Genomic DNA, 26,976 nt, shown 5'->3' with positions numbered 1-26,976 from the left:
TGGGCATATGAACAATATCCGGACGATCAAGGACGATCAATGAGATCCACGGCGTTCTTCACGCCATGCTCAACATGCAGTAGCCGTCCCAGTCGTGCGGCGTTTCCCCGATATTCACGTGAGTCGATCAGCCGCGCCGCCAGCCCGTCCCTGGTCAGCCCGGTCACGGGCAACGGCCGCGGCCCCGCGCCCAGCGCCGCCACCCGCCTGGCCCAGAACGGCTGATCCGAGAAGAACGGGCACACCACATTCGGGACCCCCGCTGCCAGCGCCGTCCCCGTGGTGCCCGCGCCGCCGTGGTGCACCACGGCCGCCGTCCGCGGGAACAGCCACTCGTGCGACACCTCCCCCACCACCCGCACGTCGTCGTCCTCCGCCACCGGCAGCCCCTGCACGACCCCTCGCATCCGCGCCCGCCGCAACGCCCCGGCCACCTCGGCCGCCACCCGCTCCGGCTCGTCCGGCACCATGCTCCCGAACCCCACGAACACCGGCGCGGGCCCGGCCGCCAGGAACTCCTCCAGGCCCCCGCACCCTCCTCGACCGGGGAGCCGCCAGTAGCCGGTCAGGTGCACGTGCTCAGGCCAGTCGGCGGGCCTCGGCACGACCAGCGGGCTGACCCCGCACAACACCGGCACCCGCGCCCGCCGATCCGCCGCGAACGGGCTGCCGCGCAACGGCCTCAGACCCCAGACGCTCGATCGCAGCCGGTTCACCATGCGGCCGAGCAGCAGCCAGCCGAGGCGCTCGATCAGCGCGTAGCTGGCGCGGTTGGCCAGCGGGCCCAGGGTCGTCAGCGGGATCAGGGGGTTGGGGAACTCGCGGGTCGGCTCGCTGGGCTGGAAGTGCAGGATTGCGTACGGGGTGCCGTACCGGTCGTGCAGGTGCCTGCCGAAGGCGCCCAGGGCGGGGGCGAGCACCAGGTCCGCGGGGGCGCAGGCGGCGTCCACCTCCTTGACGAGGGTGGCCGCGAGCGGCTCCACGACGGTCCTGAAGCCGCGGACGAAGCCGAGCGGGCCGCTCCTCAGCCAGCGCCGCCCCTCCTCGCTCGCCACGACCTCCGCTGGATCGACGCCGAGAGGAGCGAATGTCACACCCGGCCCTGCCTGGGAGGCGTATCGGGCAGGTGCGACGAGCGTGACCGGGTGACCGCGCGCCGCCAGCCCATGGGCCAGCGCCGCGCACGGCTGCACGTCCCCTCGCGACCCCAGCCCCAGCACCGCCACCCTCATGACGCCGCACCCCTCATGCGCGGAGCCGCCCTCATGGCAGGGTCACCAGGCTGATCAGCGCCCCGGCCAGCACCAGCCCGGCCGCCACCAGCAACCCCACCGCGTACCCCGCCGCGAACCCACCGGCCGCGTGCACGATCACCCCCACGGCCGCGATCCCGAACAGTCCCGAAATTTCACGACTCACTGAGAAGATCCCGCCCGCCACCCCGGCCCTCGGCTCCGGCACGGCCCCCAGCACCGCCGACCCCAACGGCATGGTCAACGCCGATCCCACCCCGATGGCGCACACGGCGGGCAGCAACCGCCCCCACCCGTCCCCCGCCTCCAGGGTCGCCGCCAGCGCCATCCCGCCGGCCACGAGCACCAGCCCGGCGGCCACCGTACGACCGGCCCCGAGCCACCGCTCCAGAAGCGGCACGACCGGCGTGACGAGCACCACCAGCAGCGCCAGCGGCACGAACGCCATCCCGGAGTCCGTCGGCGTGAACCGGAGCACCCCTTGCAGGAAGATCGCCGTGTAGAAGAACACGCCGTTCACCCCGAGCCCCCACAGCACCTGCGCCGCCACCCCGCCCGCGAAGCTCCGCACCCTGAACAGCGCCAGGTCCACCATCGGCTCGCGGGCCCGCCGCTCGGCCACCACGAACGCCGCCCCGCCACCGGCGCACACCAGCACCGCCGCCACGACGGCCGGCGACGCCCATCCGTGCGCGCCGCCGTGAATCAACGCGAACGTCCCGGCCGCCAGGCACACCACCGACGCCACCACCCCGGCCCCGTCCAACTCCCGCCCACCGACCGGACGTGGACCTGGCGGAACGGCCACGGCGGCCAGCGCCATGATCACGGCGCCCAGCGGCACGTTGGCCAGGAACACCCAGCTCCAGTGCAGGTGCTGGCTGACGTACCCGCCCGCCACCGGCCCCAGCGCCAGCGCCGCCGCCCCGGAGGCCATCCACACGGCCACCCCCATGGACCGCTGCCGCTCCTCCCGCCCGGCCAGCGCGGCCAGCGTCGCGGGCAGGATCAGCGCCGCCCCGACCCCCTGCGCCAGGCGGGCCGCGATCAGCACCCCGATCGAACCCGCCAGGCCCGCCGCGAGCGAGGCCGCCGCGAACGCCGCCAGCCCCGCCAGCAGCACCCGCCGATGCCCGTGAACGTCGGCGAGGCGGCCGCCCGCGAGCATGAGGCCCGCGAACGTGAGGATGTAGCCGGTCGCCACCCATTCCAGGGCGGCCAGGCTCGCGTCGAGGTCGCGCTGGATGGTGGGGATCGCGACGGTGACGACCGTGTTGTCCAGCGTGGTCATGAAACCGGCCAGGCCCGTGACGAGGAGCAGCGGCCAGGCCCTGGTGCGTCGCTGGCCCGTCGTGGTGGCGGTCAGGCTCACTCGTCCACCTCCTCCCAGGTCCAGCCGCCGCCCGGCAGCGGGCGCACCACGCGGGCCCGCTTCTCCACCACCCGGACCCAGCCCGGCCGCTGCTCGGGCCGGCTCGCGGCGGGGCGGGGGATCGGGGCGGGGAGCGGCACGGGATCGGTGTCCGCGCCGAAGACGGCCGGCCGCCCGTTGAGGGTCACCGCCGGTGGTACGGCCTCAGGGGGCGGCGTAACGGCACGCGACGACGCCGCACCAGCCGACGCCTCATCGGCAGGCGACGCAGCGACGATCGAGCGCGGCGCAGCCCCGCGCGCCGGCGCAGACGCGGGTGCAGGCCCGGGTGCAGGCGCGGGGGCGGGGGCGGGGGCGGGCTCGCGGAGCGCGATGCGCCGGTGGAACCCCCGCCACGACCGCGGCAACCACCAGTTCACCCCACCCATCAACCGCATAGAAGCAGGCACCAGCAGGGCCCGCACCAACGTGGCATCCACCACGATCGCCACGAACATCCCCACCCCGAGCAACTTCACGATCGTGATCCCAGCGGTGGAGAACGCCCCGATCACCACCAGCAACAACAACGCCGCACTGGTGATCACCCCGCCCGTCTGCTGCAGCCCCGCCGCCACCGCAGCCGTGTTGTCCCCCGTCCGCTCCCACTCGGCCCGCACCCGCGACAACAGGAACAGCTCGTAATCCATGGACAACCCGAACACCACGGCCAGGATCAGCACGGTGACGGTCGCCTCGATGGCGCCGGTGGAGGTGAAGTTCAGGGCGGCGGCGAGGTGCCCGTCCTGGAAGGCCCACACGATCACCCCGAACGACGCCCCGATCGAGAGCACGTTCATCAGCAGGGCCTTGATCGGCAGCACCAGCGACCCGAACGCGGCGAACAGCAGCACCGCCGTGACGGAGCAGACGACCAGCGCCATCCACGGCAGCGTGGCGACCAGGCTGTCCTGGAGGTCGAGCTGGGCGGCGGTGGGCCCGCCGACCACGACCCGCCGCACGTTCGGCTCTGGCGGGAGGCCGCGGATGGCCCGGACGAGCGCCCTGGCCTGGTCCGACATGGGGTCGGCCGCGTACCGCACGGCCAGCCGCACCGCCCCGTTGTCCTGGGACAGGCCCGCGACCTCGACCTCCGTGACGGCGGGCAGCCGTTCCAGGCGCCGCACCAGCGGCCGGACGTCCACGGGGCTGACGGGGGTGACGGCGCTGATGGGGGTGTGTCCCTGGCCGAGCGGCCCTGGGAGGGGCGGGTCGTCGGTGAAGGTGCGTTCGACGAGGACGTGCACGTCGATGGCGGCCATGGCGTTGCGGGCGAAGTCCCGGTCGAGGGTCTCGGCGACGCGGCGGCTCTCGGAGGCGGCGGGCAGCACCCTGTGGTCCACGTTCCCGAACTTGACGTGCAGGAACGGCACGGCCAGCCCGACCAGCACGGCGGTCACCGCCACCAGGTACAGCACGGGCCGCCGCATGACGCTGGTGGCGACGGCGTGCCACAGGCCGCCCTGCCTGCGCGGCCCGAAGTCGGGCGTGATGCGGAGGGCGTTGACGCGCGGCCCGAGCACGCCGAGCACGGCGGGCAGCACGATCAGCGCGGCCCCCACGGCGACGAGCACGACGGCGGCGGCGCCGAGCCCGATGGAGCGCAGGAACATCTGTGGGAACAGCAGCAGCCCCAGCAGCGCCGTGGCCACGGTCAGCCCGGAGAAGGCGACGGTCCGCCCGGCCGTGGCCATGGTGCGCACGACGGCCTGCTCGTTCGTGGCGCCGCGGGCGATCTCCTCCCTGAACGCCTTGAGCACGAAGAGGGAGTAGTCGATGGCCAGGCCGAGGCCGAGCATGGTGACGACGTTCAGCGAGAAGACGGACACCTCGGTGACGGAGGTGAGCAGCCGCAGCAGCACCAGCGCGCCGAGGACCGCGAGCAGCCCCACGACCAGCGGCAGCCCGGCGGCGACGAGGCTGCCGAAGACCACGACGAGCAGCACCAGCAGCACCGGCATGGAGATGGCCTCGGCGCGGGTGAGGTCGGCGGCGGTCTGGTCGTTGAGCTCGTCGAGGAGGGGCACGGAGCCGCCGATGGACACGTACAGGTTCTCGACGTTCCTGAGCCGGTCGGCGATGGCGGCGTAGGCGCGCTGCTCGTCGCCCTTGAGGGTGACGACGGCGTACGTCGCGTGCCCGTCGGCGGAGACCATCTTCTTCGACCCGGTCGTCCAGTACGTGGCCATCGCCCGCACGTACCGGCCCGGCAGCGCCCGCAGCGAGTCGTGCACGGCGGCCTTGTAGCGGGCGTCGCGCACCTTGACCGCGGGGTGCCGGTAGAGGACGACCACGTCGGGGGCGTGGCCGCCGTACCATTCGTCGTTCCAGCGGGCGGCGGTGGTGGAGTCGGCGCGCGGGTCCTCGAAGCCGCCGTCGGCCATCCGGCCGAACAGCTCCAGCCCGAACGGGGCGACGAGGACGGCCGCCGCCAGCGTGAGCGCCAGCAGCGTCCACCGGCCCCGGTAGACCAGCCGCCCCGCCGACTCAAACAAGCAGACCCTCCAGGTACGCCTGGAGCGCGGCCCGCCGGGCGATCTTTCCGCTGGACGTCCTGGGGATGGTTCCGGCGGTGGTCAGCACGAAGTCGTGCACCGATAGTTCGTGATATTTCCGGACGGCAGCCCGTACGGCCCGCCCGACCTCCTGCACGTCGGCCGCCTCGCCACTGCGCGACCGCTCGGCCACCACCACGAGCCGCTCCCCCGCATCACCAGGCATGCCGAAGGCCGCGACCCGGTCCCGCCGCACGGCCGGGTGCGCCTCCTGCACGGTGGCCTCGATGTCCTGCGGGTAGTGGTTGCGCCCGTCCACGATGACCAGGTCCTTGATCCGCCCGGTGACGTACAGCCGCCCGTCGTGCAGCACCCCCAGGTCCCCGGTGCGCAGCCAGGTGCCCTCCTCGCCTTCCAGCACCGCCCCGAACACCTCCGTACTGCGGGCGGCGTCCCGCCAGTAGGCGCGGGCCACGTTCGGCCCCTGCACCCAGATCTCGCCCACCTCGCCATCCCGCAGCGCCCCGCCGGACACGATGCGGACCCGCTGACCGTGAGGACGGCCGCAGGACACGAGCCGGGAGCCGGTCTCGGCGGGCACCGCGCGCCCGTCGCGCAGCGCGTCGCGGTCGAAGACGGTGGTCACCGGCCGCTCGTCGCGTCCGGTGGCGGTGACGAAGACGGTGGCCTCGGCCAGCCCGTACGCGGGCGTGTGCGCCTCGGGCCGCAGCCCGCACCCCGCGAACGCCGTGTCGAACGCCTCGATCGCCTTGAGCCGCACCGGCTCCGCCCCGTTGAGCATGACCGTCACCCCGGACAGGTCCAGCCCGGCCTTCTCCTCGGCGGTGACGCGGGCGGCGGTGTACTCGTAGGCGAAGTTGGGCCCGGCGGTGAACACGTCGCCGTACTCCGACAGCAGCCGCAGCCACCGCACCGGCCGCATGACGAACGCGACGGGGTCCATGAACGCGGCCAGGTTCCCGCCCATCATCGGCATCGCGACGGTGGCGACCAGCCCCATGTCGTGGAAGAGCGGCAGCCACAACGCGGCCACCGAGGTCCTGGGCCTGGCCCGGAACAGCTCCCAGAGCTGGGTGGCGTTGGCGGTGAGGTTGCCGTGGGTGATCTCGACGCCGGCGGGCGCGCGGGTGGAGCCCGAGGTGTACTGCAGGTAGGCCAGGTCGTCCGGCCCGGCGGGCTCGGGCTCCCATTCGTCGGCGAGCAGGTCGGAGACGGTGTCCACGGCGAGCACGTGCTTGGGCGCCTGGGCGGTGGCCAGGAAGTCGGCGACGCCGGGGAGCGCGGCGGTGGTGGTCAGCACGATGAGGGGGTCGGCGTCGGCGTACGCCCCGGCGAGCCGTTCGCCGTGTCCGGGCAGCCCGGGTGCGAACAGCGGCACGGCGACGAGCCGCGCGTACATGGCGCCGATCATGGCGACGACGTAGTCGAGCCCCTGCGGCACGAGGACGGCCACGCGGTCGCCGGGCCTGGCCAGCTCGCGCAGCCGCACGGCCAGCGCCCTGGCCTTGAGGTCGGCGCGCGCCCAGGTGAGCGTGTGCCGCGCGCCGCCGCCGAGGTGGTCGACGAACGTGTACGCGGGCGCCTGCGGGATCTCGCGGGCCCAGCGGGCCACCTGTGCGAGCAACATGTCGTCGCGCATGCCTGGTCCCCTCGCCGTGAGCAGGACCAGCAAATTACGGGAGAAGCGGGCGCGATTCTTGCCAGGCGTCACCACAATCCGCGACGGATGTTGTTGCCGAAGTGACAAGGAATAAGCACACGACACGGCGGATTCCGTGCGGCAGAATGGCAGAGTTTGGCTGCTTTCAGGGGGTTTGCGAAAATGCACGGCAATCTAGGCGATCTCGGCCTGCTCAAGGACCGTCGCTTCGCACTCCTGCTGTCAGCCCGCACGATTTCCGTGCTGGGCAGCGCGTTCGCCCCTGTCGCGCTCGCGTTCGGCGTGCTCAACCTGCCGGGCGCCGACGCCTCCACGCTGTCGGCGGTGCTCACCGCCGAGGCGCTGCCCATGATCCTGTTCATGCTGGCGGGCGGCGTGATCGCGGACCGGCTGCCGCGCCACCGGGTGATGATGGCGGGCGAGTTCCTCATGGCGACCGGGTTCTTCTGCCTGGGCGCGATGCTGCTCACCGGCTGGACGCCGCTGCCCGCGCTGATCGCCGCATCGGCGCTGGCCGGGGTTGCGACGGCGGTCACGTTCCCGGCGCTGACCGGGATCATCCCCGAGGTCGTCCCCCTGGAGCGGCTGCAGACCGGAAACGCGCTGCTGGGCCTGGGCGCGAACGCCTCGCGGGTCGCGGGCGCGGTGCTCGGCGGCGGCATGGTGGTGCTGTTCGGCGGAGGCTGGGCGCTGGTGATGAGCGGCGCGATGTTCGCGGTGGCGGGCGTGCTGGTCGCGCTGCTGCGGATGGAGCCCGGCGACCGGCAGCGCGGCGAGTCCCACTCGGTGCTGGCCGACCTGCGGGACGGCTGGCGGGAGTTCGCCTCGCGGCAGTGGATCTGGGTGGTGGTCGCACAGTTCTCGCTGATGGTGATGGCCATCCAGGCGGCGCACGGCGTGCTCGGCCCGCTGCTGGCCAAGCAGAGCCTGGGCGGCCCGCTGGCCTGGTCCGGGTTCCTGGCAGGGGAGGCGGTCGGCACGATCGCCGGGGTGCTGATCTCGCTGCGGCTGCGCCCGAGCCGCCCGATCCTGGTCGCGGTGCTGCTCTGCCTGCCGACCGCGCTGCCGTACCTGCTGCTCGGGCTGGACGCGCCGCTGTGGCTGATCGTGGCGGGGGCGTTCGTGTTCGGCGTGTGCTTCGACGTGTTCGGCGTGCTCTGGCAGACCACGATGCAGCGGGAGATCCCGGCGGAGTCGCTGTCGCGGGTCAGCTCGTACGACATCCTCGGCTCGATGATGTTCGGCCCGATCGGGCTGCTGCTGGCCGGCCCGGCGGCGGGCTGGTTCGGCACCGAGGAGTCACTGCTGGGCTGCGCGGTCATCGTGGTGGTCGCCACGCTGGCCGCGCTGCTGTCGCCGGGGGTCAGAAACCTGCGCGCGCCGCAGCCGCAGGCGGCCGCTCACGCCGATCTGAAGTAGGCGTTGGCCCTGGGCTGGAACATCAGCGTCACCGCCCCGAGCACGGCCAGCACGTGCAGGATCCTGCTGGCCGCGAAGACCCACGCCATCGCGTCGGCCCCGGCCATGGCCTCGGTGATCGAGCCGCCCGCGATCAGCCACTCGATCGGCCCGAGCACCAGCGAGAGCGTGCCGAGCACGCCGAGCGTCCCGGCCAGCGTCCAGCGGGCCCAGTTGGCGCCGTCCTTCAGCTTCAGCGCCAGGAAGACCGCCCCGGCGAACACGGCCAGCCGGAACCCGGCCTGCGGCAGCAGACCGAGCACCGGCGTGCCCTCGTACAGCAGCCTGCCGACCATCAGCACGGCCTCGAACGCGCCGAACGCGACGGCCGACAGCCAGAGCATGACGGCGGTGTGCACGACGGGCGGGGCCGTCTCGGTCCTCATGACAGTGGTGCTCATGGTGGAAACCTCCGGAGAAGTGGTGATACCGCAGTCTCCGTCGCGCACCCCGCTCGAATCATGCCCGCGCTCCCCCGACTTGCGGTGGGGCGCGCCCTACCCCACCTGGCCGCTGGTCCGCAGGCCACGGGTAGGGAGACGCTCCCGCGGCCCGAAGCGCGGCTCCGGCGCGTGCTCGCCGTCCAGTACCCCCGCCACGTACGCGGCCAGCGCCGGCCCGTGCTTGAACCCGTGCCCCGAGTCGCCGCCCAGCAGCCACACGCCGGGCGATCTCTCGATGAGCAGCCACTCGGCGTCGGGGGTGAGCGAGTACTGGCAGACCTGGCTGAACACCACCGGCGCCTGCGCCAGCGCGGGAAACCTGCGGCCCAGGTAGCTCGCGGCCCGCTCGACGCTGTCCGCGTCGACCTGGCGGCTGCCGTGCTCGGGGTCGTACGGCCGCCCCTCCGCGTCGGAGGTGGACTTCATGCCGACGCCGTCCACGTCGCCGTGCCCGTAGGCGGAGGCGTCGTAGTCGACCCAGGCCGGGGTCTCGGGGACCGACCAGGCGGGCGGCACCGCGAAGTGCAGCGTGTCCTGCTTGGTCACGGTGATCGGCAGGCCGTCGAACAGGCGGGGCAGCCAGGCGCCGCACGCCCACACGACCCGGTCGGCGCGGTGGACCTCGCCGTCGATCTCGACCGCGCTCTCCTCCGGCACGGGCAGCGCCCGCGCCCTGACCAGCCGGACGCCGGCGTCGAGGGCCAGGCCGGCGGTGACCTGGGTGGCCCGCCTGGCCCTGATCACGCCCGCGTTCGGCTCCCAGAGCAGGAAGCTGAGTCCGTCGCCGCTGAAGCTGGGGAAGAACCTGCCGCCGTCGGCCGGGTCCAGCTCCGCGCACTCGATGTCCAGGCTCTTCAGCACCTGGGCGCTGGCGCGCTCCCACCCGTCGGGGGTCCTGGCGAGCCACACCATGCCCGCCTCCAGGTACAGCTCCTCCCCGGCCCGCTCGCCGAGCCGCCGCCAGCCGTCCCTGGCCTCCCAGGCCAGGCGGGCGTACCAGTCGTCGGCTCCGTGCGCGCAGCGCAGCAGGCGGGTCTCACCCGCGCTGGCCTGCCGTACATGCCCCGGCCTGTGCTGCTCGACCAGCGTCACCCGCCAGCCGGTTTCGGCCAGCCGCAACGCCAGTGACGACCCCCAAATGCCCGCTCCGACCACGATGACCGATTTCATGAGACCACCGTGACCGGTAACCGGGCCCCGCCACAAGACTCAGACGATGATGAGCCGCACGACCACGCCCGCGCAGTTGCCCGCCACGCAGACGCGCACCGGCACCTCGGAGATGCCGGGCGCGGCGGGGACGCCGCCCACGTGCCCGTCGGGGCCGATGCTCACGCCCTCCGGCACCTTGTCGTGGTCGGTCACGGTAAAGGTGGGCACCACCCCGGCGGGGCCGCCGTTGATGCCGATCTCGCCGTTCAGCGCGGTGCCCGCCTTGCCGGGGAAGGTCAGCTCGCGCGGCTCCCACGGCACGTTGGCCAGCACGACGAGCGTGACGTCCTGCTCGCGGCACGAGCCTCCCGAGCAGACCTGCACCGTGGCGACGAACGTGCCGGAGCGCTGCGGCTTGCCGTACAGCCGGCCGCCCTGGTCGACCTGGACGCCGACCGCGAGGTAGGCGGGGCGGAAGGTGACGCCCTTGGCCGTGGGCAGCAGGAACTGGCTCACCTCGATGCCGACGGTGACGTAGAACGTGTCCTCGACCAGGCTCTCGTCGGCGGGGGTCTCCCTGGACACCTGGACCATGGGGGTGGTGAGCGACGGCATGGCAGGCGAAAGAGCACACATCGCCGCCCCGGCAAGCAGGAGAACCCACCTTTGCCGCATCATTACCCCCCGGCTCTTCTACGCCGATACGTACCCCCTTCACCGCGGAGCGTCACTCCATAATCGGTCGCATGGCCGCTGAATCAGCTCAGACCCTGGAGCGCGGGCTCCGCCTGCTCCGACTGCTCGCCGACGGCAAGGGCGGGCGAACGCCGACCGAGCTGAGCGCCGAGCTGTCGCTCAGCCGTCCCGTGGTGTACCGGCTGCTCACGACGTTGCTAGGCGAGGGTTTCGTGCGCAGGGACGCCGAGGGGCGGGTGCATCTCGGGTTCGGGGTGCTGGCGCTGGCCCAGGCCGTGCAGCCGCTGCTGCGGGCGGCGGCGGTGCCGACGTTGCGGCGGCTGGCCGAGCAGGTGGGCGCGACCGCCCACCTGACGGTGGCCGAGGGCGACGACGGGCTGGCCGTCGCGGTGGTGGAGCCGTCCTGGACGCGGATGCACGTGGCCTACCGCGAAGGCTCGCGCCACCCGCTGGCCAGGGGCGCGGCGGGGCAGGCGATCCTGGCCCTGCGGGAGGGGCGGCACGACTACTTCGTGACGGAGGGGCAGTTGCAGGAGGGGGCGCGGGGCGTCGCCGCGCCCGTGACCGGTCTGCCGTGGCTGGAGGCGTCGGTGGGGGTGGTGACGTTCGGGCCGCTGGACGATTCGACGGGAGCGCGCGTGGTGGCCGCGGCGGCCGAGCTGGCCGCGGCCCTGGGTTGACATCTTCACGGCGATAGCGGACGGTAGTCACAGATAGAGGACACATCCGTCCGATAGTCGGACAGGTATGGAGGGGCCGATGCCGTACTACCGGCTCGTGGGAGAGGTGCCGAGGAAGCGGCACACGCAGTTCAGGCGGCCGGACGGCGGCCTGTACGCGGAGGAGCTGATGGGCGAGGAGGGCTTCTCGTCCGACTCCTCCCTGCTCTACCACCGCCACCTGCCGACCGCGATCGTCAAGGCCGAGGCGGTCACCCCGGCCGCGCAGGCGCGACTGGAGCCCAACCTGCCGCTCTCGCCACGCCACTTCCGCACCCAGGACCTGGCCAGCGCCGGCGACCTGGTCAGCGGGCGGATGACACTGGCGGGCAACGGCGACGTCCGATTGTCGTACGCGACCAGCGACCGGCCCAGCGAGCTTTACCGCAACTCCATGGGCGACGAGTGCGTGTACGTCCAGCGCGGCCGGGTGCGCTTCGAGTCCACGTACGGCGTGATCGAGGCCGCGGAGGGCGACTACGTGGTCATCCCGACCGGCACCATCCACCGCTGGGTGCCCGAGGGCCAGGTCAACGTGCTGGCCATCGAGGCGGCCGGGCACATCAGGCCGCCCAAGCGCTACCTGTCGCAGTACGGCCAGCTCCTGGAGCACGCGCCCTACTGCGAGCGCGACCTGCGCGCCCCGTCGGAGCCGCACGTCGCCGAGGGCGAGGAGGTGCCCGTCCTGGTCCGCACGCGCGGCGGGCTGACCAGGCTCGTCTACCGCCACCACCCGTTCGACGTGGTCGGCTGGGACGGCTACCTCTACCCGTTCGCGTTCAACATCGACGACTTCGAGCCGATCGTGAAGAAGACGCACGCGCCGCCGCCGGTGCACCAGACGTTCGAGGGGCCGGGGTTCGTGATCTGCTCGTTCTGCCCCAGGCCGCTCGACTACCACCCGGAGGCCGTGCCGATCCCGTACAACCACCACAACGTGGACTCCGACGAGTTCATGTTCTACGTCGGCGGCGACTACTCGGCCCGCGCGGGCTCCGGCATCGACGTCGGCTCCGTCTCGCTGCACCCGGCCGGCTTCACGCACGGGCCGCAGCCAGGCGCGGTGGAGGCGGTGATCGACGCCGTCTCGCGCGGCGTCACGACGACCAGCGAGGTGGCCGTCATGGTGGACACCTTCCGCCCGCTCGACCTCGGCCAGGGCGCGCTGTCCTGCGAGGACCCCGGATACGCCTGGACCTGGGCACGATGACCATCTCAACGGACACGAGCCTTTTCACCGCACTGGTGGACGACGCGGGCCTGTTCCCGCCGACGTCCCTGCACATGGACGAGGCCCTGGCGCGCAACCGCCGCGACCTGGAGCGCGGCAGCCAGGTGCTCACCCACCGCTTCCTCTGCCCGGCCAGCCGCCTGGACCGGCTGCGCGGCATGGACTACCGGCCGCGCAGGATCGGGCTGATCGCCGACACCAGCACGCTGCCCGACTGGGGCGACCTGCCGGTCGACTACGTCGAGATGCCGCTGCCGCCCGACACCTCCGTCGAGGAGCTGGCCGGACGGCTCGCGCTGCGCGACGGCGTGCGGCTGTTCGCCGAGGTGCCCGCGCGCAAGACCGCCATGGACGTGCCCGGCGGCGTCGGGCTGAAGGTGCGCTGCGGCGGCGCCACGGCCGAGGCGTTCCCGCCGGCGGAGCACCTGGGGCAGTTCATCAAGTCGTGCGCGGAGAACGGCATCCCGTTCAAGGCCACGGCCGGGCTGCACCACGCCGTCCGCCACTTCGACCCGTCGCTCGGCGTGGACCGGCACGGCTTCCTGAACCTGCTGCTGAGCGTCTGCGAGGCGGTGGAGGGCCGCGACCCGGTGCCCGTGCTGCGCACGACCGACGTCGGCCACCTCGTGCGGATGGCGAACGCCGTGCCGCGCGAGACGGCGGAGCGGGCCCGCAAGCTGCTGGTGAGCTACGGCTCGTGCAGCACCAACGCGCCCATCGAGGACCTTCGGACACTGGGGCTGATCGCATGAGCTGGGGCGTGGACAACCTGCCGTACGGCGTCTTCTCCTGCCCGGGGCAGCAGCCCAGGGTCGGCGTCCGGTACGGAGACAAGGTGCTCGATCTGGCCGCCGCCCTGCACGACGAGGTCTTCGCCGCCCCGTCGCTCAACCCGTTCATGGCCAGGGGCCGCGCGGCCTGGCACGACACCAGGGCGCTGATCCAGAACAAGCTCACCACCGACAGGTCGGTCACGGAGCGGCACCTGATCTCGCTGGACCAGGTGCGGCTGCACCTGCCGTTCGAGGTGGCCGACTACGTCGACTTCTACTGCTCGATCGACCACGCGAGCAACATCGGCAGGATCTTCCGTCCCGGCTCCGAGCCGCTGCAGCCGAACTGGCGGCACCTGCCCGTCGGCTACCACGGCAGGGCGGGCACGGTCGTGGTGTCGGGCACGCCGGTCAAGCGGCCTCAGGGGCAGCTCGGGGCCGGGGTGTTCGGGCCGTGCGAGAAGCTCGACGTCGAGGCGGAGCTGGGGTTCGTGGTCGGCGTGCCGACCTCGATGGGCTCGCCCGCCGGGGCGTTCGAGGACCACGTGTTCGGGGTGACGCTGGTCAACGACTGGAGCGCGCGCGACATCCAGGCGTGGGAGTACGTGCCGCTGGGGCCGTTCCTGGCCAAGTCGTTCGCCACGTCCGTCTCGCCCTGGGTCACGCCGCTGGAGGCGCTGCCCAGGATCCCCGGCCGGGAGCAGAGCCCCGAGCCGGCCGGATACCTGCGCAGGCAGGGTGACTGGGGCCTGGACATCGCGCTGGAGATCCTGCTGAACGGGGAGGTCGTGTCGCGGCCGCCGTACTCGGCGATGTACTGGACGCCCGACCAGATGCTCGCGCACCTGACCGTGAACGGAGCCTCGCTGCGGACCGGCGACCTGTTCGCCAGCGGCACGATCTCAGGGCCCGAGCAGGGCCAGCGCGGCTCGCTCATCGAGCTGACCTGGAACGGCGACGAGCCGATCAAGCTGCCGGGCGGCGAGACGCGCACGTTCCTGCAAGACGGCGACACGGTGACGATCAGGGCCACCGCAGCCGGGCTGAGCCTCGGGGAGGTTTCCGGAACTGTCGGATAGCTGACTCGGCGTGCTTGCACGGTGACTCACCGCTACCCTGGGACGACCCCTTCCCTCGGAAAGCAGGAGTTCCATGCGGCATGCCGCGACCCTTTGTGTCGCCTTTGTCCTGGTCTGCGGGTTCTTGCTCCTGGTCAGCGGCTGCGGCTCGGCCCCGGCCGAGCCGCCCGCCTCACCGCCCGTGGTGCAGGTCTGGCCGCCGTTCGACTCCAAACGCGCCCGCACCGACCGCGGCCTGATGGTCAAGGTGCAGGGCGGCACGCTCACCCAGGTGCTCGTCTACGAGGGCGGCGAGCCGGTGCCGGGCAAGCTCGACGACACGCGCACGACCTGGCGCACCGATTGGACCCTGCGGCCGGGGGCCGAATACACCGTGACCGCCACCGCCACCCGCGAGGGCGCGCCCGCTACGGTCGCCATGGGCCGCATCCGCACCCGCACCGCCGCCAGGACGTTCCAGGTGGCCGCCACCGCGCCGCTGCCCGGCGAGACGGTCGGCGTCGGCATGCCCGTCGTCATCGACTTCGACGCGCCCATCGAGGACAAGGCGGCCGTCGAGCGCGCGCTCGAGGTGCAGGCCGAGTCGCCGGTCGAGGGGGCCTGGCGGTGGACCAGCGACACGCAGGTGGTCTACCGCACCCGGCGGTGGTGGCCGTCCAGGCAGCGGGTCACGGTCACGGCGCACCTGGCCGGCGTGCGCGCGGGCGACGGCCTCCACGGCGCGACCGACTCCACCTTCTCCTTCCTCGTCGGACGCAGGCAGACCAGCTCCATCGACACCAGGACCCACCAGATGCTCGTCCTGCGCGACGGCAAGCCGGCGCAGCGCATGGCCATCAGCGCCGGCATGGCCACCACCACCGAATACACCACGACCAGCGGCATTCATCTCACCATGGACAAGGGAAACCCGGTGCGCATGATCTCCCCCGGCCGCGAAAAAGGTGATCCCGGCTTTTACGACTTGATGATCGACCACGCCGTCCGCATTTCCAACAGCGGCGAATACGTGCACGCCAAGGACAACGTCTGGGCCCAGGGCCGGTCCAACGTCAGCCACGGCTGCGTCAACGCCAGGCCCGACCAGGCCGCCTGGTTCTACGCCACCTCACTGCGCGGCGACCCGGTGACGATCACCGGGACCGATCGCATCCTGGAATGGGACAACGGATGGGGTTTCTGGCAACTCCCGTGGGAGAAATGGCAACAGGGAAGCGCTCTGCGGGAAATGCGCGACGCAGGTGGATGGGTGCCGAAGAGGTGATATCAGGATTACGGTAGAGAGGGGAGGAACCACTCGCGGACACAGGCCCGTTGTCCCATCAGGAGGGCCAGGACATGGATGAATGGATCATCTGGATAATCCTCGCAGTCGTCCTCGGCGTGGCCGAAATCTTCACGCTCACGGCCTCACTCGGCCTGCTGGGCGTCGCGGCTCTGCTGACGGCCGCCACCGCGGCCATCGGGTTGCCCGTCCCCCTGCAATTGATCTTCTTCGCCGTGTCCTCGGCGGCCGGCCTGCTGGTGCTCAGGCCGATCGCGATGCGTCATATCAACCAGCCGCCGCTGCAGCGGTTCGGCGTGGAAGCGCTCGTCGGTAAACCCGCGTACGTGGTGGCCGAAGTGACGGGCCGCGACGGCCGCGTGCGCATCGGGGGCGAGGAATGGTCGGCGCGCGCCTACGACGAGACGCTCGTGATCCCCGCCGGGGCGACCGTCGACATCATCGAGATCGAGGGTGCGACAGCCCTCGTATATCCCCGGGAGTGACTGATGGATCCGCTGTTGCTGGTCGGACTGTTCATCATACTTTTCGCGGTGATGACCCTGCTCAAAGCGGTACGGATCGTTCCGCAGGCCCGGGCCCGCAACGTCGAGCGCCTCGGCCGCTACCACCGGACGCTCAAACCGGGGCTCAACTTCGTCATCCCGTACATCGACCGCGTCTACACCATGATCGACCTGCGTGAACAGGTCGTCTCCTTCCGCCCCCAGCCCGTCATCACCGAGGACAACCTCGTCGTCGAGATCGACACGGTCCTGTACTTCCAGGTGACCGATCCGCGGGCGGCGGCGTACGAGATCGCCAACTACATCACCGGCGTCGAGCAGCTCACCGTCACCACCCTGCGTAACGTCGTCGGCTCCATGGACCTGGAGAAGACCCTCACCTCCCGCGACACCATCAACAGCCAGCTGCGCGGCGTCCTCGACGAGGCCACCGGCAAGTGGGGGCTGCGCGTCAACCGCGTCGAGATCAAGGCCATCGACCCGCCGAAGACCATCAAGGACGCGATGGAGAAGCAGATGCGGGCCGAGCGCGACAAGCGGGCCGCGATCCTGAACGCCGAGGGCCAGCGCCAGTCGCAGATCCTCACCGCGGAGGGCGACAAGCAGAGCCGCATCCTGCGCGCCGAGGGCCAGCGCACGGCCGCCATCCTGGAGGCCGAGGGCCAGTCGCGCGCCATCGACCAGGTCTTCCAGGCCGTGCACCGCAACGACCCCGACCCGAAGCTGCTGGCCTACCAGTACCTCCAGGTGCTGCCGCAGCTCGCGCAGGGCGACGGCAACACGTTCTGGGTGATTCCCAGCGAGGTCACCTCGGCCCTCCAGGGCGTCTCCAAGGCGTTCACCGAGGCGCTGCCGCGCTCGGCGGCCACGCGCGAGGAGGTTCCCGAGAGCTCGGCGGCCGAGGAGGAGGCCGCCAAGGCGGCCGAAGCGGCGGCCGAGGCCGTCGCCGACGCGCAGGAGGCGGAGAGCCCGAACGGCCCCCGGCAGATCACGCAGCGGGTCGACGAGCCCTCCCCCTTCCCCGACCTGGACAAGAAGCGGTCGGAGGCCGAACGCTGAGTGCCTGTCGCCGAGTGGGAGCTGTCAGTGCGACAGCGGCGCCTGCGTGGTGTCCACCAGCTCGCACTCGGCGATCGGGCCCTCGCCCACCCGGGCCCAGATGCCCGCGACAACGCCCCCGTTGTTCTCCGAGACGCTGAACTCCAGGACCCCCGTCTGGCCCTCCCCGATCACCCGGGGGTCGATGACGAAGCCCGGCAGGCTGTCCTCAGGCGTGGGGAACACGTGCAGCGGGGCCTCCTCGACACTGAGGAAGTGGCCGCTGCGGGGTTGCGGGCTGCACTTCTTGCCCATGGGGATGTAGTCCACGACCACGTTCGCCCCCAGGTCCCGCAGATCCTGCTCCAGCCGGTCCGGGTCCTTGGCCTCGTTGATGGTGATGTGGATCAGGCCGTCGGGCCGCTCGGACACCGCGTACGCGGGCGAGCCGCCCAGCACCAGCGGGACGGCGACCGCGGCGGCGGCGGCCAGCCCCAGCGCGGGGGCCAGAACGGTCAGGCGGCGCTTGCGCGGGGTCGTCTCGATCTCGGTCATCACGAACTCCTTGAGCAGTCGGTGACGGCCCTCGGGAAGATCGCGTTCAGCCGGCATGTTCATCGGATCTCCTCCTTGGGGCCTCGGTCACCTACTACCTGTCGGCTGCCGGGAGGCGGTTCCCCGGCAGCCGCGAGTTTCTTGCGCGCCCGCGACAGCCGGGAGCGCACCGTGCCCACCGGGATGCCGAGCGCCTCGGCCGCCTGGGCGTAGTCGAGCCCCGACCACACGCACAACGCGAACACGTCCTGCTCCTGGCGGCGCAGCCGTCCGTACGCCGCGCGCACGGCGGCCAGGCGCTCGGCGTCGTCGATGCGGCCCACGACCTCGTCGGCGAAGTCCGGCACCGTCTCGCCGGCGGGCATCCTGGCCAGCGCGTCGTCGTGCCTGCGGGCGGCCCTGCGCACGTTGCGGTGCACGTTGGTGGCGATGCCCAGCAGCCAGGGCCGCAGCGAGCCGCCCTCGGGGTCGATCTTCGCCCGTAGGCGCCAGGCCTCCAGGAAGGTCAGCGCCATCACGTCCTCGGCGGTGGACCAGTTGGCGGTCAGGCGGAAGGCATGGTTGTAGACGGCCTTCGCGCATTCGTCGAAGAGTTGCCCGAAGGCCGCCTGATCACCATCACGGATCCGGGCACGTAGTGACATATCCACATATGTCTACTGTCCGGACGCGCTCCCCGGTTCCGTCTGGCCGTTGTCGAAGTACGCCGCCAGGTCCGCGTCCAGCGGCGGCACGTCGTACGGCATGCCGCCGTCCCGCAGCGACATCGTCGCCATGTACCCGGCCGCCACGCTCATCCGCGCCGCCACCGGCGAGGTGTCCGTCGCCCCGCCTTCCCTGACGAACCTGAGGAACTCGGTCACGATCTCCGCGTCCGCGCCCCCGTGCGAGCCGGTCGCCGCCGGCACCTTGTAGGCGATGTCGCAGTCCTCCCGGTACCCGGTGGGCCCGGTGTTCCACACCTTGACCGTGTCGCCAGGCCCGTCGCCGAAGTTCTCCAGGCGGCCCTCGGTGCCGATCACCGTGTAGTTGCGCACGTAGTCGGGCGAGAAGTGGCACTGCTGGTAGGCGGCGATGACGCCGTTGTCCAGGCGCATGTTCATCACCGACACGTCCTCGACGTCCACGATGTGGTGCAGGTTCTCACGCGTGGTGGGCGGCCACTCGTACTCCTGCAGCCACCCGTCGGGCCGGGGCGTGCCGGGCTCGCGGCGCGGCAGGTCGCCGTAGAGCATGAGGTCGCCCAGGGCGTTCACCCTGCTCGTGTAGCCGCCGGCGAGCCAGTGGATCACGTCGAGGTCGTGCGCCGCCTTCTGCAGCAGCAGCCCGGTGGTGCGGGTGCGGTCGGCGTGCCAGTCCTTGAAGTAGTAGTCACCGCCGTAGGAGACGAAGTGGCGCACCCAGACCGTCTTCGGCTCGCCGATGACGCCCTTGGCGATGATGTCGCGCATCAGCCGCACCACGCCCATGTGCCGCATGTTGTGGCCCACGTACAGGCGCGTCCCTGTGCGGCGGGCGGCGCGCAGGATGTTGTCGCAGCCCTCCACCGTGATGGCCATCGGCTTCTCCAGGTAGACCGCCTTGCCGGCCTCCAGGCAGTCGATCGCCAGCCGCTCGTGCGTGTCGTCCGGGGTGTTGACCACGATCGCGTCGAGATCGGGGCGGTCGAGCAGCTCGCGGTAGTCCTCGGTGAGGAAGCCGGCCTCGAACTTGCCCGCCTGCCCCTTGAGCACGGCCGGATCGGAGTCGCACAGGGCGGCCACGACCGCGCCCCCGCCCGGCCGGTGAGCCGCCAGGGCGAGGCTCTTCCGCAGGCCGAGGCCGATCACTCCGATGCGCAGGTCTTCCACAGGTGCCCCTTCCGGCAGCGCTGATTTATCCAAGCCATCAGCTTAAATCACGCGGATCTACGCAAACATGACCAATACTGCCATCTTCCCGACACATTTCTTCAGGGCGCCTGCGTAAAGAGCCGTCGGTCGGCGTGGTCGAGCGCCAGCCTGACAGCGCCCAGCGCGATGCACTCACCACCCAGACCCGAGGCCACCACGATCGGCGGACAGAGACACGCCTCGGAGAACAGCTCCCTGATCGGCTCGATGAGCAGGTCACCGGCCTTCGACAGGCTGCCGCCGATCACCACCATCTCCGGGTCCAGCGGGTTGACCACCGTGATCAGGCCCTCGCCGAGATGGCGGGCGAAGTCCCTGACCGCGCGCAGGGCCTGCGCGTCGCCCGCGCGGGCGCGCTCGATCGCGAACTCCGCGGCCTCGCGCTGCGAGCGCATCTCGCCCGGCTCCACCGAGATCGCGTACTCGCTCATGTGCCGGTAGGCCCGCCAGTGGTCGCCGGACTGCCGCCCGATCTCGCCGGAGGCCGCGTGGGCGCCACGGTGCGGCCTGCCGCCGATGAGCAGGCCCAGGCCGAGCCTGCTGCCGGTGAAGAGGTAGACCACGTCCTGGCGGCCCCGCGCCTGGCCGCGCCAGTGCTCGGCCAGCACGGCCAGCCGCATGTCGTTCTCCACCAGCACCGGCGCCGGGATGCGGCGGGACAGCTCGCCTCGCAGGTCGAGCCCCGTCCAGCCGGCCAGTGCGACGCTCTTGACGACCCTGCCCGAGCCGTCGACGGTGCCCGTGGTGCCTACGCCCACGGCCGCCACCCCGGGCACGGTCAGCCCCGCCTCGGCCACCACCGTGCCGACCAGCCCCGCGATGGCGTCGAGCCGGTCCGCGGCGGGCATCGAGGAGTGGTGCGGCACCTGTCGCGCGGCCACGACGGTTCCGTTGAGGTCGGTGACCATGGCCCGCAGCCTGGAGGCGCCCACGCCGACGCCCACCACGTGCCCGGCCGCCGCGCGGAACCTGAAGCGCCTGGCCGGCCGCCCGCGCCGGCGGTCGCCCTGGTCCTCGCCACACTCCTCCGCCCACCCCTCGGCGAGCAGGTCCTCCACGATCACCTCGGCGGTCGGCCTGGACACGCGGGCCGCCCTGGCCAGCTCCGACAGCGTGGCCACCTCGCTCTCACGCAGGATGCGCAGGATCGCCGCCGCGTTCAGCCTGCGCAGGAGAGAGGCGTCACCGCTCTGCTGTCGCACCCGACCTCCAACCGGTTATTCCAAGAAGTTTGTCTAATTCTGCCAGGTACGGCGGTCGCGTGAAGCAGAGCTGAGGGGGCACTTAAGAACTCCTCGATGGACACGTCCCGTATCGGGCAGGCACAGTGCACTAGGTTCGTCAAGGGGGAATGGGAGCTATGAAAGCGCTGGTCAAAGAGCGGCCCGAGGCTGGCCTGTGGCTGGTGGACGTGCCCGAGCCCGAGGTCGGCCCCGGTGAGGTGAAGATCCGGGTCCTGCGGACCGGCATCTGCGGCACGGACCTACATATTCGGAAATATGACGACTGGGCGCGGCACACGCTGGAGCTCCCGCTCATCGTCGGGCACGAGTTCTCCGGCCACGTGGTCGAGGTCGCGCCCGGCGTCGAGGACATCGCCGTCGGCGACCTCGTCAGCGGCGAGGGGCACATCGTCTGCGGCAAGTGCCGCAACTGCATGGCCGGCCGCCGCCACCTGTGCGCCAACACGATCGGGCTCGGCGTCAACAGGGACGGCGCCTTCGCCGAGTACGTCACCCTCCCCGCCTCGAACGTCTGGGTGCACCGCGTCCCCGTCCACCCCGACGTGGCGGCCATCTTCGACCCGTTCGGCAACGCCGTGCACACCGCGCTGTCCTTCCCCCTCGTCGGCGAGGACGTGCTGATCACCGGCGCCGGCCCGATCGGCCTGATGGCGGCGGCCGTGGCCACCCACGTCGGCGCGCGCAACGTGATGATCACCGACGTCAGCGACGAGCGTCTCGACCTGGCGGGCAAGCTCGGCGTCTCCCTGGCCGTGAACGTCTCCCGCTCCTCCATCGCCGAGGGCATGCGCCAGCTCCACCTGCGCGAGGGCTTCGACGTCGGGCTGGAGATGTCCGGCAACCCCGTGGCGGTGCGCGACATGATCGCGGGCATGGCCCACGGCGGGAAGATCGCCATGCTGGGGCTGCCCGCCGGGGAGTTCGCCATCGACTGGGCGACCGTCGTCACCTCCATGATCACGATCAAGGGCGTGTACGGCAGGGAGATGTACGAGACCTGGTACAACATGTCCGTCCTGCTGGAGAAGGGGCTCGACCTCTCCCCCGTGATCACCGACCGGTTCTCGTACCGGGACTTCGACGCCGCCTTCGACACGGCGGCGAGCGGCCGTACCGGCAAGGTCATCTTGGACTGGAGCGAAGGAGCTCGGCTGGAGAGCGCGAGCGCCGAGCCAACGGAAGCCGAAGCGGTCGCGACCGTAGACAGGAGCCTCTGATGTTCACGAACGTGCGCCAGCAACTGCGTACGACGCTCGACGAGATCACCGAGGCGGGTTTGCTCAAGCCCGAACGCGTGATCTCGACCCCGCAGAGCTCCCAGGTGAGCGTGGCCGGCCGCGAGGTGCTCAACTTCTGCGCCAACAACTACCTCGGCCTGGCCGACGAGCCCACCGTGGTGGAGGCCGCCAAGCAGGCGCTCGACCGGTGGGGCTTCGGCATGGCCTCCGTGCGCTTCATCTGCGGCACCCAGGAGGTGCACAAGGAGCTGGAGTCCCGCCTGTCCGACTTCCTCGGCATGGAGGACACCGTCCTCTACAGCTCCTGCTTCGACGCGAACGGCGGCGTGTTCGAGACCCTGCTCGACGCGCAGGACGCGGTCATCTCCGACGCGCTCAACCACGCCAGCATCATCGACGGCATCCGCCTGTCCAAGGCCCAGCGCTACCGCTACGCCAACCGCGACATGGCCGAGCTGGAGGCCCGGCTGAAGGAGGCGTCGCAGGCCCGGCGGCGGCTGATCGTCACCGACGGCGTGTTCTCCATGGACGGCTACCTCGCGCCGCTGCGGGAGATCTGCGACCTGGCCGAGCAGTACGACGCCATGGTCATGGTCGACGACTCCCACGCCGTCGGCTTCGTCGGCCCGACCGGCCGCGGCACGCCCGAGCTGCACGGCGTCACCGACAGGATCGACATCATCACCGGCACGCTGGGCAAGGCGCTCGGGGGCGCCAGCGGCGGCTACGTCGCGGCCCGCGAGGAGATCTGCGAGCTGCTGCGGCAGCGCTCGCGCCCGTACCTGTTCTCCAACTCGCTGGCCCCCGTCATCGCGTCGGCGTCGCTGCGCATCCTCGACCTGCTGGAGACCTCGAACGAGGCCCGCGAGCGGCTGCGCGCCAACACCGCCCGCTTCCGCGGCGAGATGACCAGGAACGGGTTCGACATCCTGCCCGGCGACCACCCGATCGCGCCCGTCATGATCGGCGACGCCGCCGAGGCCGCCGCCATGGCCGACCGCCTGCTCGACCTGGGCATCTACGTGATCGGCTTCTCCTACCCCGTCGTCCCGCACGGGCAGGCCAGGATCCGCGTGCAGCTCTCGGCGGCCCACTCGGAGGAGGACGTGGACCGCGCCGTCCAGGCGTTCGTCCAGGCCCGAGGCTGAGCCAGCCACCCACCCGCGCTCGTCCAGGTGCCGGGCTCAGTATTCTCGCGTGCTATGGAGCACGGGTGATTGACACGCGGCGGTTGCGCACGCTGCGCGCGGTGGCCGACCACGGCACGGTCACCGCCGCGGCGGCGGCGCTGCACCTGACCCCCTCCGCCGTGTCCCAGCAGCTCGTCGCGCTGGAGCACGAGGTGGGGCACCGGCTGTTCACCCGTGACGGGCGCGGCGTGCACCTCACCGCCGTGGGCAAGATCATGCTGGGTCACGCCAACGAGGTGCTCGCCCAGCTCGAACGCGCCGAGGCCGAGGTGGCCGCGTACACGACGGGCCAGGCGGGCGAGGTCACGGTGGCCTGCTTCGCGACCGCCATCAGCGCCGTGCTCTCCCCCGCCATCGCCGCCCTGCGCGAGACGTCCCCGGGCGTGCACGTCCGCGTGCAGGACGCCGAGGGCGACCACAGCCTGGCCCTGCTCCTGGACGGCCAGGCGGACCTGGCCATCACGGTGGAGTACCGTGGCGCGCCCGACGCCGCCGACCCCCGGCTGTCGCGCCGCCCCCTGTACGCGGAGCCGTTCGACCTGGTGCTCCCCCGCGACCATCCCCTGGCGGGCTCGGCCACGCTGGTGTCGCTGGCCGCCGAGACCTGGATCGGCCCCTACCCGGGCAACCCGGTGCACGACGTGATCACGTTCGCCTGCCAGCAGGCGGGCTTCACCCCGAACCTCGTGCACTGCTCCGACGACTTCCGCGCCGTGGTCGCCCTGGTCGGCGCGGGGGCCGGGGTGGCGCTGGTGCCGCGGCTGGCGCTGCGCGACATGGCGCTGCCGGGGGTGGTGGTGCGGCAGACGCCGGGGCCCGAGCGCCGCGTCTTCGCCGCCGTACGGCGCGGCTCCGACGTTCATCCCCTCCTGCGCCCGCTGCTGTCCGCGCTCCGCACGGTCGCGGAATCTCTCGGAACGGGCTGAAACACTCCCCACATATCCGCACATCTCCTCAAATGTGTTCGCCGATCGGAAGGAACGCCGAATGGGGCCGTCTGAGCCCGAACAACGGTTTGAGGAGATCTACATGGCGTACTATCCCGCCGTCGCCAGCTATGTGCGGCGCCGCGCCGGGTCACCCGACGACGTCGCGGACGTGATCGCGGAGACGTTCACCACGGTATGGCGCCGCCTGAACGCCGTCCCCCAGGGGGACGAAGCCAGGCTCTGGCTGTACGGCGTCGCCAGGCGCGTGCTCGCCAACCACTTCCGCGCCGAGGAACGCCGCACCGCCCTGGCTGTCCGGCTGCGCGAGGAGGCCGCCACGTGGGCCGCGCCGCAGCACGCGCACGACCCGGCCTACCAGGCGTTCCAGCGGCTGGCCGACGACGACAGGGAGCTGCTCTCCCTCGTCGCCTGGGAAGGCCTCAGCGGGCCCGAGATCGCCAAGGTGCTCGGCTGCTCCCGCGGCGCCGCCAGGCTCCGGCTGCACCGCGCCCGCAAGCGGCTGGCCAAGGAGCTGGCCGGCCTCGACCCCGACCTCGCCGGCTACGGCAGCCGCGCCGTCTCTCTCGCGAAGGGACAGTGACCATGTCCGACCAGAACCTCACCGACGTCGTCTCCCGGTTCGCCGCGCCCCCCGTCACCTCCGTCAGCGAGGGCGCCCGCGAGCTGATGCACCAGATCATGGCGGACACCCCCGCCCCCGAACCCGCGCGGTCCCGCAGGCGGCCCGGCCTGCGGGTGGCCATCCCGGCGGGCGCGCTGCTGGCGGCCGGGGCGGTGGCGGCCACCCCCTGGCTGCTTCCCGCCTCGCCCGCCGCCGCGCTCGACATCAAGCAGGAGGGCGGCTACTACGTCATCGAGATCAAGGACCTCTACGCCAACCCCAAGGTGTACGAGCGGGAGCTACGGAGCGCCGGGCTCGACGTGACGCTGCGCGTGATACCCGCCACCGCTGCCTTCGAGCACATGGTCTTCCCCACCTCACCGGACAACCGGCACCTGACCGAGATCAAGAGCATCTACCCGCCCGGCCCATGCGAGAAGCTGGGCGGCTGCGCCATCGGCATGAAGATCCCCAAAGACTTCGCCGGAACCGCCGACATCGCCGTGCACAGGAAGGCGCGGCCGGGCGAGAAGTACCAGAGCGTCACCACGTTCAGCGCCAAGGGCGAGCCCATGCACTGCGTGCCCTACCTCAACAAGACCGTCGCCGAGGTGCTGCCTCTGCTGAAGGAGCGCGGCGTGCGGGTCAACGAGTACTCCGACTCCACGCTCGTCGGCAACGACGACGGCAGCGACATGAGAACCTCGGTGCCCGGCACCTGGCACGTCGACGGCGGCGCGCTCACCGAGCCCGGCGTGGCCTTCCTCTCGGTCTCGGAGGAGCCCATGCCGCAAGAGGAGATCGACTTCCAGAACCAGAAGTCGCAGAGAGCGTACGGCTGCTCCATCTCCTGATCTTCAGGGGTAGCGTGCGGCAGATGACGCGAAACGGGCCGGGCGGCTCTCCCTACCGGAGGCTGCTCGGCCTGCCCGGGGTCGCGGCGCAGGCCGTGCTCGGGTTCCTGGCCCAGCTCACCCAGCAGGTCGCGCCCGTCGGGATCGTCCTGGTGGTGCAGGAGGCGAGCGGCTCGCTGGCCCTGGCGGGGGTCGCGGCGGCGGCGTTCTCCGTCGGGGGCGGCATGGGCAGGCCCGTGCAGGGGCGGCTCATGGACCGGCGCGGCACCGGACCGGTCCTCGCCGTCACCGCCCTCACGCACGTGACGGCGCTGCTGGCCCTGCTGGGCTGCGCGCACGCCGGCTGGCCGTGGTGGACGATGACCGCGCTGGCCTGGGTGGCCGGGATCGGGCTGCCGCCGATCTCCGTCAGCATGCGGATCGCATGGGGACGCAGAACCGGCGACGACGGGCGCACCGCCGCCTACAGCCTCGTCTACCTGGTGCAGGAGCTGGCCATGATGGTCGGGCCGCTGCTGTTCGGCCTGCTCATCGCCGTCGCCTCCGCCTCACCCGCCCTCGGCGCGGTCGCCGCGGCGGCCGGGCTCGGCACGGTCGCCTTCTCCCGCGCGCTGCGCTCCGAGCCGGGCGCGCCCTCGCGGGGGCGAGGACGCGTCTTCGCCGACCGGCGCATGCTCGTGCTCCTGTCCGTCGTCCTGCTGCACGGCTGCACCTTCGGAGCGCTGCAGGTGGGGGTGCCCGCGCTGGCCGCCGCCCACCACGTCCCGGCCGCCACCGGGCTGCTCATCGCCGCGCTGTCGCTGGGCGGCATCACGGGCGCCGCCGCCTACGGCGCCCGGTCGTGGCGCTCCAGGGTGCCGCTGCGGCTGGCGGGGCTGATGCTGGCGCTCGGGCTCGCCCTCGCCCCGCTCGTCCTGATCGGGTCGTTACCGCTGGTGGGGGCGGTGCTGTTCGCCGGAGGGCTGGTGCTCAACCCGGCGTTGACGACGTCCTCGCTGCTGGTGGACGAGTATGCGGCGGGGGCTGAGGGTGAGGCGTTCGGGTGGGTGTCCACGGCGCTCGGGACGGGGGGTGCGGCGGGGGCTGCGGTGGCCGGGCTGGCCGGGGAAGGCCTCGGCCCCGGTGCGCCCTTCCTCGCGGCCTCCGCCTTCGCCCTGCTGGGCGCGGCCCTGACCCTCCCCCTCCTCCGCCGCTCCTGACCGCCCGTTCACGTGCCCCGCCGCTCGCGTGTG

At 71.9% G+C, this 26,976-nt stretch carries 25 protein-coding genes; 14 read left to right on the top strand and 11 right to left on the bottom strand.

All coding sequences use genetic code 11. The features are described 5' to 3' along the window. Positions 1–26 precede the first annotated feature (26 nt). Genes FXF51_RS35575 through FXF51_RS35560 form a run of 4 tightly spaced genes read right to left on the bottom strand, consistent with a single transcriptional unit; the run spans position 27 to position 6,819 of the window. Positions 27–1,232, bottom strand: a complete 1,206-nt coding sequence (locus FXF51_RS35575) for a glycosyltransferase (protein WP_148439103.1) — start codon at positions 1,230–1,232, stop codon at positions 27–29. A 31-nt stretch (positions 1,233–1,263) separates the two neighbouring features. Beyond that, complete coding sequence (locus tag FXF51_RS35570; protein ID WP_262380049.1) at positions 1,264–2,625, bottom strand: MFS transporter; 1,362 nt, start codon at positions 2,623–2,625, stop codon at positions 1,264–1,266. Beyond that, positions 2,622–5,159 (bottom strand): MMPL family transporter, encoded by a 2,538-nt coding sequence (locus tag FXF51_RS35565; protein ID WP_148439102.1) that lies wholly within the window; start codon positions 5,157–5,159, stop codon positions 2,622–2,624. The genes FXF51_RS35570 and FXF51_RS35565 overlap by 4 nt, the downstream gene beginning before the upstream one ends. After that, positions 5,152–6,819: a fatty acyl-AMP ligase gene (locus FXF51_RS35560; protein WP_148439101.1), complete on the bottom strand. Its 1,668-nt coding sequence runs from the start codon at positions 6,817–6,819 to the stop codon at positions 5,152–5,154. Before FXF51_RS35560 ends, FXF51_RS35565 begins: the two co-directional genes overlap by 8 nt. Before the next feature lie 183 nt (positions 6,820–7,002). Between FXF51_RS35560 and FXF51_RS35555 the strand changes: the two genes are divergently transcribed. Beyond that, positions 7,003–8,259 (top strand): MFS transporter, encoded by a 1,257-nt coding sequence (locus FXF51_RS35555; RefSeq protein ID WP_148439100.1) that lies wholly within the window; start codon positions 7,003–7,005, stop codon positions 8,257–8,259. On the opposite strand, the gene FXF51_RS35550 is transcribed toward FXF51_RS35555, so the two are convergent. The 3 genes from FXF51_RS35550 to FXF51_RS35540 form a co-directional block, all read right to left on the bottom strand. Beyond that, on the bottom strand, positions 8,241–8,699 hold the full coding sequence (locus FXF51_RS35550; protein WP_148439099.1) for a hypothetical protein: 459 nt from the start codon (positions 8,697–8,699) through the stop codon (positions 8,241–8,243). The genes FXF51_RS35555 and FXF51_RS35550 overlap by 19 nt on opposite strands. A gap of 96 nt (positions 8,700–8,795) precedes the next feature. Beyond that, on the bottom strand, positions 8,796–9,911 hold the full coding sequence (locus FXF51_RS35545) for an NAD(P)/FAD-dependent oxidoreductase (RefSeq protein ID WP_148439098.1): 1,116 nt from the start codon (positions 9,909–9,911) through the stop codon (positions 8,796–8,798). Between the two features lie 39 nt (positions 9,912–9,950). Then, entirely contained in the window at positions 9,951–10,508 is a 558-nt protein-coding gene (locus FXF51_RS35540) for a hypothetical protein (RefSeq protein ID WP_148439097.1), read from the bottom strand. Positions 10,509–10,639: 131 nt separating this feature from the next. On the opposite strand from FXF51_RS35540, the gene FXF51_RS35535 reads away from it, so the two are divergent. The 7 genes from FXF51_RS35535 to FXF51_RS35505 all read left to right on the top strand — a co-directional run bounded on the left by FXF51_RS35535 (position 10,640) and on the right by FXF51_RS35505 (position 17,241). After that, complete coding sequence (locus tag FXF51_RS35535; protein WP_148439096.1) at positions 10,640–11,269, top strand: IclR family transcriptional regulator; 630 nt, start codon at positions 10,640–10,642, stop codon at positions 11,267–11,269. A 79-nt stretch (positions 11,270–11,348) separates the two neighbouring features. After that, positions 11,349–12,518, top strand: coding sequence for a homogentisate 1,2-dioxygenase (locus tag FXF51_RS35530; RefSeq protein ID WP_148439095.1), 1,170 nt, complete (start codon positions 11,349–11,351; stop codon positions 12,516–12,518). Then, positions 12,515–13,291 carry a hypothetical protein gene (locus tag FXF51_RS35525; protein ID WP_148439094.1) on the top strand — a complete coding sequence of 259 codons (777 nt, stop codon included), beginning with the start codon at positions 12,515–12,517 and terminating at the stop codon, positions 13,289–13,291. The genes FXF51_RS35530 and FXF51_RS35525 overlap by 4 nt, the downstream gene beginning before the upstream one ends. Beyond that, entirely contained in the window at positions 13,288–14,391 is a 1,104-nt protein-coding gene (fahA, locus tag FXF51_RS35520) for a fumarylacetoacetase (protein ID WP_148439093.1), read from the top strand. Before FXF51_RS35525 ends, fahA begins: the two co-directional genes overlap by 4 nt. Before the next feature lie 73 nt (positions 14,392–14,464). Beyond that, positions 14,465–15,655 (top strand): Ig-like domain-containing protein, encoded by a 1,191-nt coding sequence (locus tag FXF51_RS35515; RefSeq protein WP_148439092.1) that lies wholly within the window; start codon positions 14,465–14,467, stop codon positions 15,653–15,655. Between the two features lie 74 nt (positions 15,656–15,729). Next, positions 15,730–16,161, top strand: coding sequence for an NfeD family protein (locus FXF51_RS35510; protein WP_148439091.1), 432 nt, complete (start codon positions 15,730–15,732; stop codon positions 16,159–16,161). Positions 16,162–16,164: 3 nt separating this feature from the next. Beyond that, positions 16,165–17,241, top strand: a complete 1,077-nt coding sequence (locus FXF51_RS35505) for an SPFH domain-containing protein (protein WP_148439090.1) — start codon at positions 16,165–16,167, stop codon at positions 17,239–17,241. A 24-nt stretch (positions 17,242–17,265) separates the two neighbouring features. Here FXF51_RS35505 and FXF51_RS35500 read toward each other — a convergent pair whose 3' ends face one another. The 4 genes from FXF51_RS35500 to FXF51_RS35485 form a co-directional block, all read right to left on the bottom strand. Further along, positions 17,266–17,838, bottom strand: coding sequence for a hypothetical protein (locus tag FXF51_RS35500; RefSeq protein ID WP_148439089.1), 573 nt, complete (start codon positions 17,836–17,838; stop codon positions 17,266–17,268). Continuing rightward, positions 17,835–18,419 (bottom strand): RNA polymerase sigma factor, encoded by a 585-nt coding sequence (locus FXF51_RS35495; protein WP_148439088.1) that lies wholly within the window; start codon positions 18,417–18,419, stop codon positions 17,835–17,837. Before FXF51_RS35495 ends, FXF51_RS35500 begins: the two co-directional genes overlap by 4 nt. Positions 18,420–18,431: 12 nt before the next feature. Continuing rightward, entirely contained in the window at positions 18,432–19,625 is a 1,194-nt protein-coding gene (locus tag FXF51_RS35490) for a Gfo/Idh/MocA family protein (protein WP_148439087.1), read from the bottom strand. Positions 19,626–19,726: 101 nt separating this feature from the next. Continuing rightward, positions 19,727–20,869 carry an ROK family protein gene (locus tag FXF51_RS35485; RefSeq protein WP_148439086.1) on the bottom strand — a complete coding sequence of 381 codons (1,143 nt, stop codon included), beginning with the start codon at positions 20,867–20,869 and terminating at the stop codon, positions 19,727–19,729. A 158-nt stretch (positions 20,870–21,027) separates the two neighbouring features. Between FXF51_RS35485 and tdh the strand changes: the two genes are divergently transcribed. The 6 genes from tdh (at position 21,028) to FXF51_RS35460 (ending at position 26,943) form a co-directional block, all read left to right on the top strand. Continuing rightward, on the top strand, positions 21,028–22,128 hold the full coding sequence (gene tdh, locus FXF51_RS35480) for an L-threonine 3-dehydrogenase (RefSeq protein WP_262380048.1): 1,101 nt from the start codon (positions 21,028–21,030) through the stop codon (positions 22,126–22,128). Then, positions 22,128–23,297 (top strand): glycine C-acetyltransferase, encoded by a 1,170-nt coding sequence (locus tag FXF51_RS35475; RefSeq protein WP_148439085.1) that lies wholly within the window; start codon positions 22,128–22,130, stop codon positions 23,295–23,297. Before tdh ends, FXF51_RS35475 begins: the two co-directional genes overlap by 1 nt. Before the next feature lie 65 nt (positions 23,298–23,362). Continuing rightward, entirely contained in the window at positions 23,363–24,265 is a 903-nt protein-coding gene (locus FXF51_RS35470) for a LysR family transcriptional regulator (protein ID WP_148439084.1), read from the top strand. 61 nt (positions 24,266–24,326) lie between these two features. Beyond that, a complete protein-coding gene (locus FXF51_RS35465) occupies positions 24,327–24,869 on the top strand; it encodes an RNA polymerase sigma factor (RefSeq protein ID WP_148439083.1) in 543 nt (180 codons plus the stop codon). Between the two features lie 2 nt (positions 24,870–24,871). Beyond that, complete coding sequence (locus FXF51_RS61150) at positions 24,872–25,744, top strand: hypothetical protein (protein ID WP_187414745.1); 873 nt, start codon at positions 24,872–24,874, stop codon at positions 25,742–25,744. A 23-nt stretch (positions 25,745–25,767) separates the two neighbouring features. Further along, positions 25,768–26,943 carry an MFS transporter gene (locus FXF51_RS35460; protein WP_187414744.1) on the top strand — a complete coding sequence of 392 codons (1,176 nt, stop codon included), beginning with the start codon at positions 25,768–25,770 and terminating at the stop codon, positions 26,941–26,943. The last annotated feature ends 33 nt before the right edge of the window (positions 26,944–26,976 follow it).

Source organism: Nonomuraea sp. PA05, from assembly GCF_008086045.1.
Classification (GTDB): Bacteria; Actinomycetota; Actinomycetes; order Streptosporangiales; family Streptosporangiaceae; genus Nonomuraea; species Nonomuraea monospora.
Note: the sequence above shows the minus strand (reverse complement) of the source record. Positions and strands in the feature narration are given on the sequence as shown.

What these genes read in the sequence shown, in the direction of transcription:
- FXF51_RS35530 (WP_148439095.1), top strand. Translation starts at nt 11,349, where the DNA reads ATGCCGTACTACCGGCTCGTGGGAGAGGTGCCGAGGAAGCGGCACACG.
- tdh (WP_262380048.1), top strand. Translation starts at nt 21,028, where the DNA reads ATGAAAGCGCTGGTCAAAGAGCGGCCCGAGGCTGGCCTGTGGCTGGTG.
- FXF51_RS35475 (WP_148439085.1), top strand. Translation starts at nt 22,128, where the DNA reads ATGTTCACGAACGTGCGCCAGCAACTGCGTACGACGCTCGACGAGATC.
- fahA (WP_148439093.1), top strand. Translation starts at nt 13,288, where the DNA reads ATGAGCTGGGGCGTGGACAACCTGCCGTACGGCGTCTTCTCCTGCCCG.
- FXF51_RS35500 (WP_148439089.1), bottom strand. Translation starts at nt 17,838, where the DNA reads ATGAACATGCCGGCTGAACGCGATCTTCCCGAGGGCCGTCACCGACTG.
- FXF51_RS35560 (WP_148439101.1), bottom strand. Translation starts at nt 6,819, where the DNA reads ATGCGCGACGACATGTTGCTCGCACAGGTGGCCCGCTGGGCCCGCGAG.
- FXF51_RS61150 (WP_187414745.1), top strand. Translation starts at nt 24,872, where the DNA reads ATGTCCGACCAGAACCTCACCGACGTCGTCTCCCGGTTCGCCGCGCCC.
- FXF51_RS35510 (WP_148439091.1), top strand. Translation starts at nt 15,730, where the DNA reads ATGGATGAATGGATCATCTGGATAATCCTCGCAGTCGTCCTCGGCGTG.
- FXF51_RS35525 (WP_148439094.1), top strand. Translation starts at nt 12,515, where the DNA reads ATGACCATCTCAACGGACACGAGCCTTTTCACCGCACTGGTGGACGAC.
- FXF51_RS35505 (WP_148439090.1), top strand. Translation starts at nt 16,165, where the DNA reads ATGGATCCGCTGTTGCTGGTCGGACTGTTCATCATACTTTTCGCGGTG.
- FXF51_RS35465 (WP_148439083.1), top strand. Translation starts at nt 24,327, where the DNA reads ATGGGGCCGTCTGAGCCCGAACAACGGTTTGAGGAGATCTACATGGCG.
- FXF51_RS35545 (WP_148439098.1), bottom strand. Translation starts at nt 9,911, where the DNA reads ATGAAATCGGTCATCGTGGTCGGAGCGGGCATTTGGGGGTCGTCACTG.
- FXF51_RS35495 (WP_148439088.1), bottom strand. Translation starts at nt 18,419, where the DNA reads ATGTCACTACGTGCCCGGATCCGTGATGGTGATCAGGCGGCCTTCGGG.
- FXF51_RS35550 (WP_148439099.1), bottom strand. Translation starts at nt 8,699, where the DNA reads ATGAGCACCACTGTCATGAGGACCGAGACGGCCCCGCCCGTCGTGCAC.
- FXF51_RS35540 (WP_148439097.1), bottom strand. Translation starts at nt 10,508, where the DNA reads ATGCCGTCGCTCACCACCCCCATGGTCCAGGTGTCCAGGGAGACCCCC.
- FXF51_RS35575 (WP_148439103.1), bottom strand. Translation starts at nt 1,232, where the DNA reads ATGAGGGTGGCGGTGCTGGGGCTGGGGTCGCGAGGGGACGTGCAGCCG.
- FXF51_RS35515 (WP_148439092.1), top strand. Translation starts at nt 14,465, where the DNA reads ATGCGGCATGCCGCGACCCTTTGTGTCGCCTTTGTCCTGGTCTGCGGG.
- FXF51_RS35535 (WP_148439096.1), top strand. Translation starts at nt 10,640, where the DNA reads ATGGCCGCTGAATCAGCTCAGACCCTGGAGCGCGGGCTCCGCCTGCTC.
- FXF51_RS35555 (WP_148439100.1), top strand. Translation starts at nt 7,003, where the DNA reads ATGCACGGCAATCTAGGCGATCTCGGCCTGCTCAAGGACCGTCGCTTC.
- FXF51_RS35460 (WP_187414744.1), top strand. Translation starts at nt 25,768, where the DNA reads ATGACGCGAAACGGGCCGGGCGGCTCTCCCTACCGGAGGCTGCTCGGC.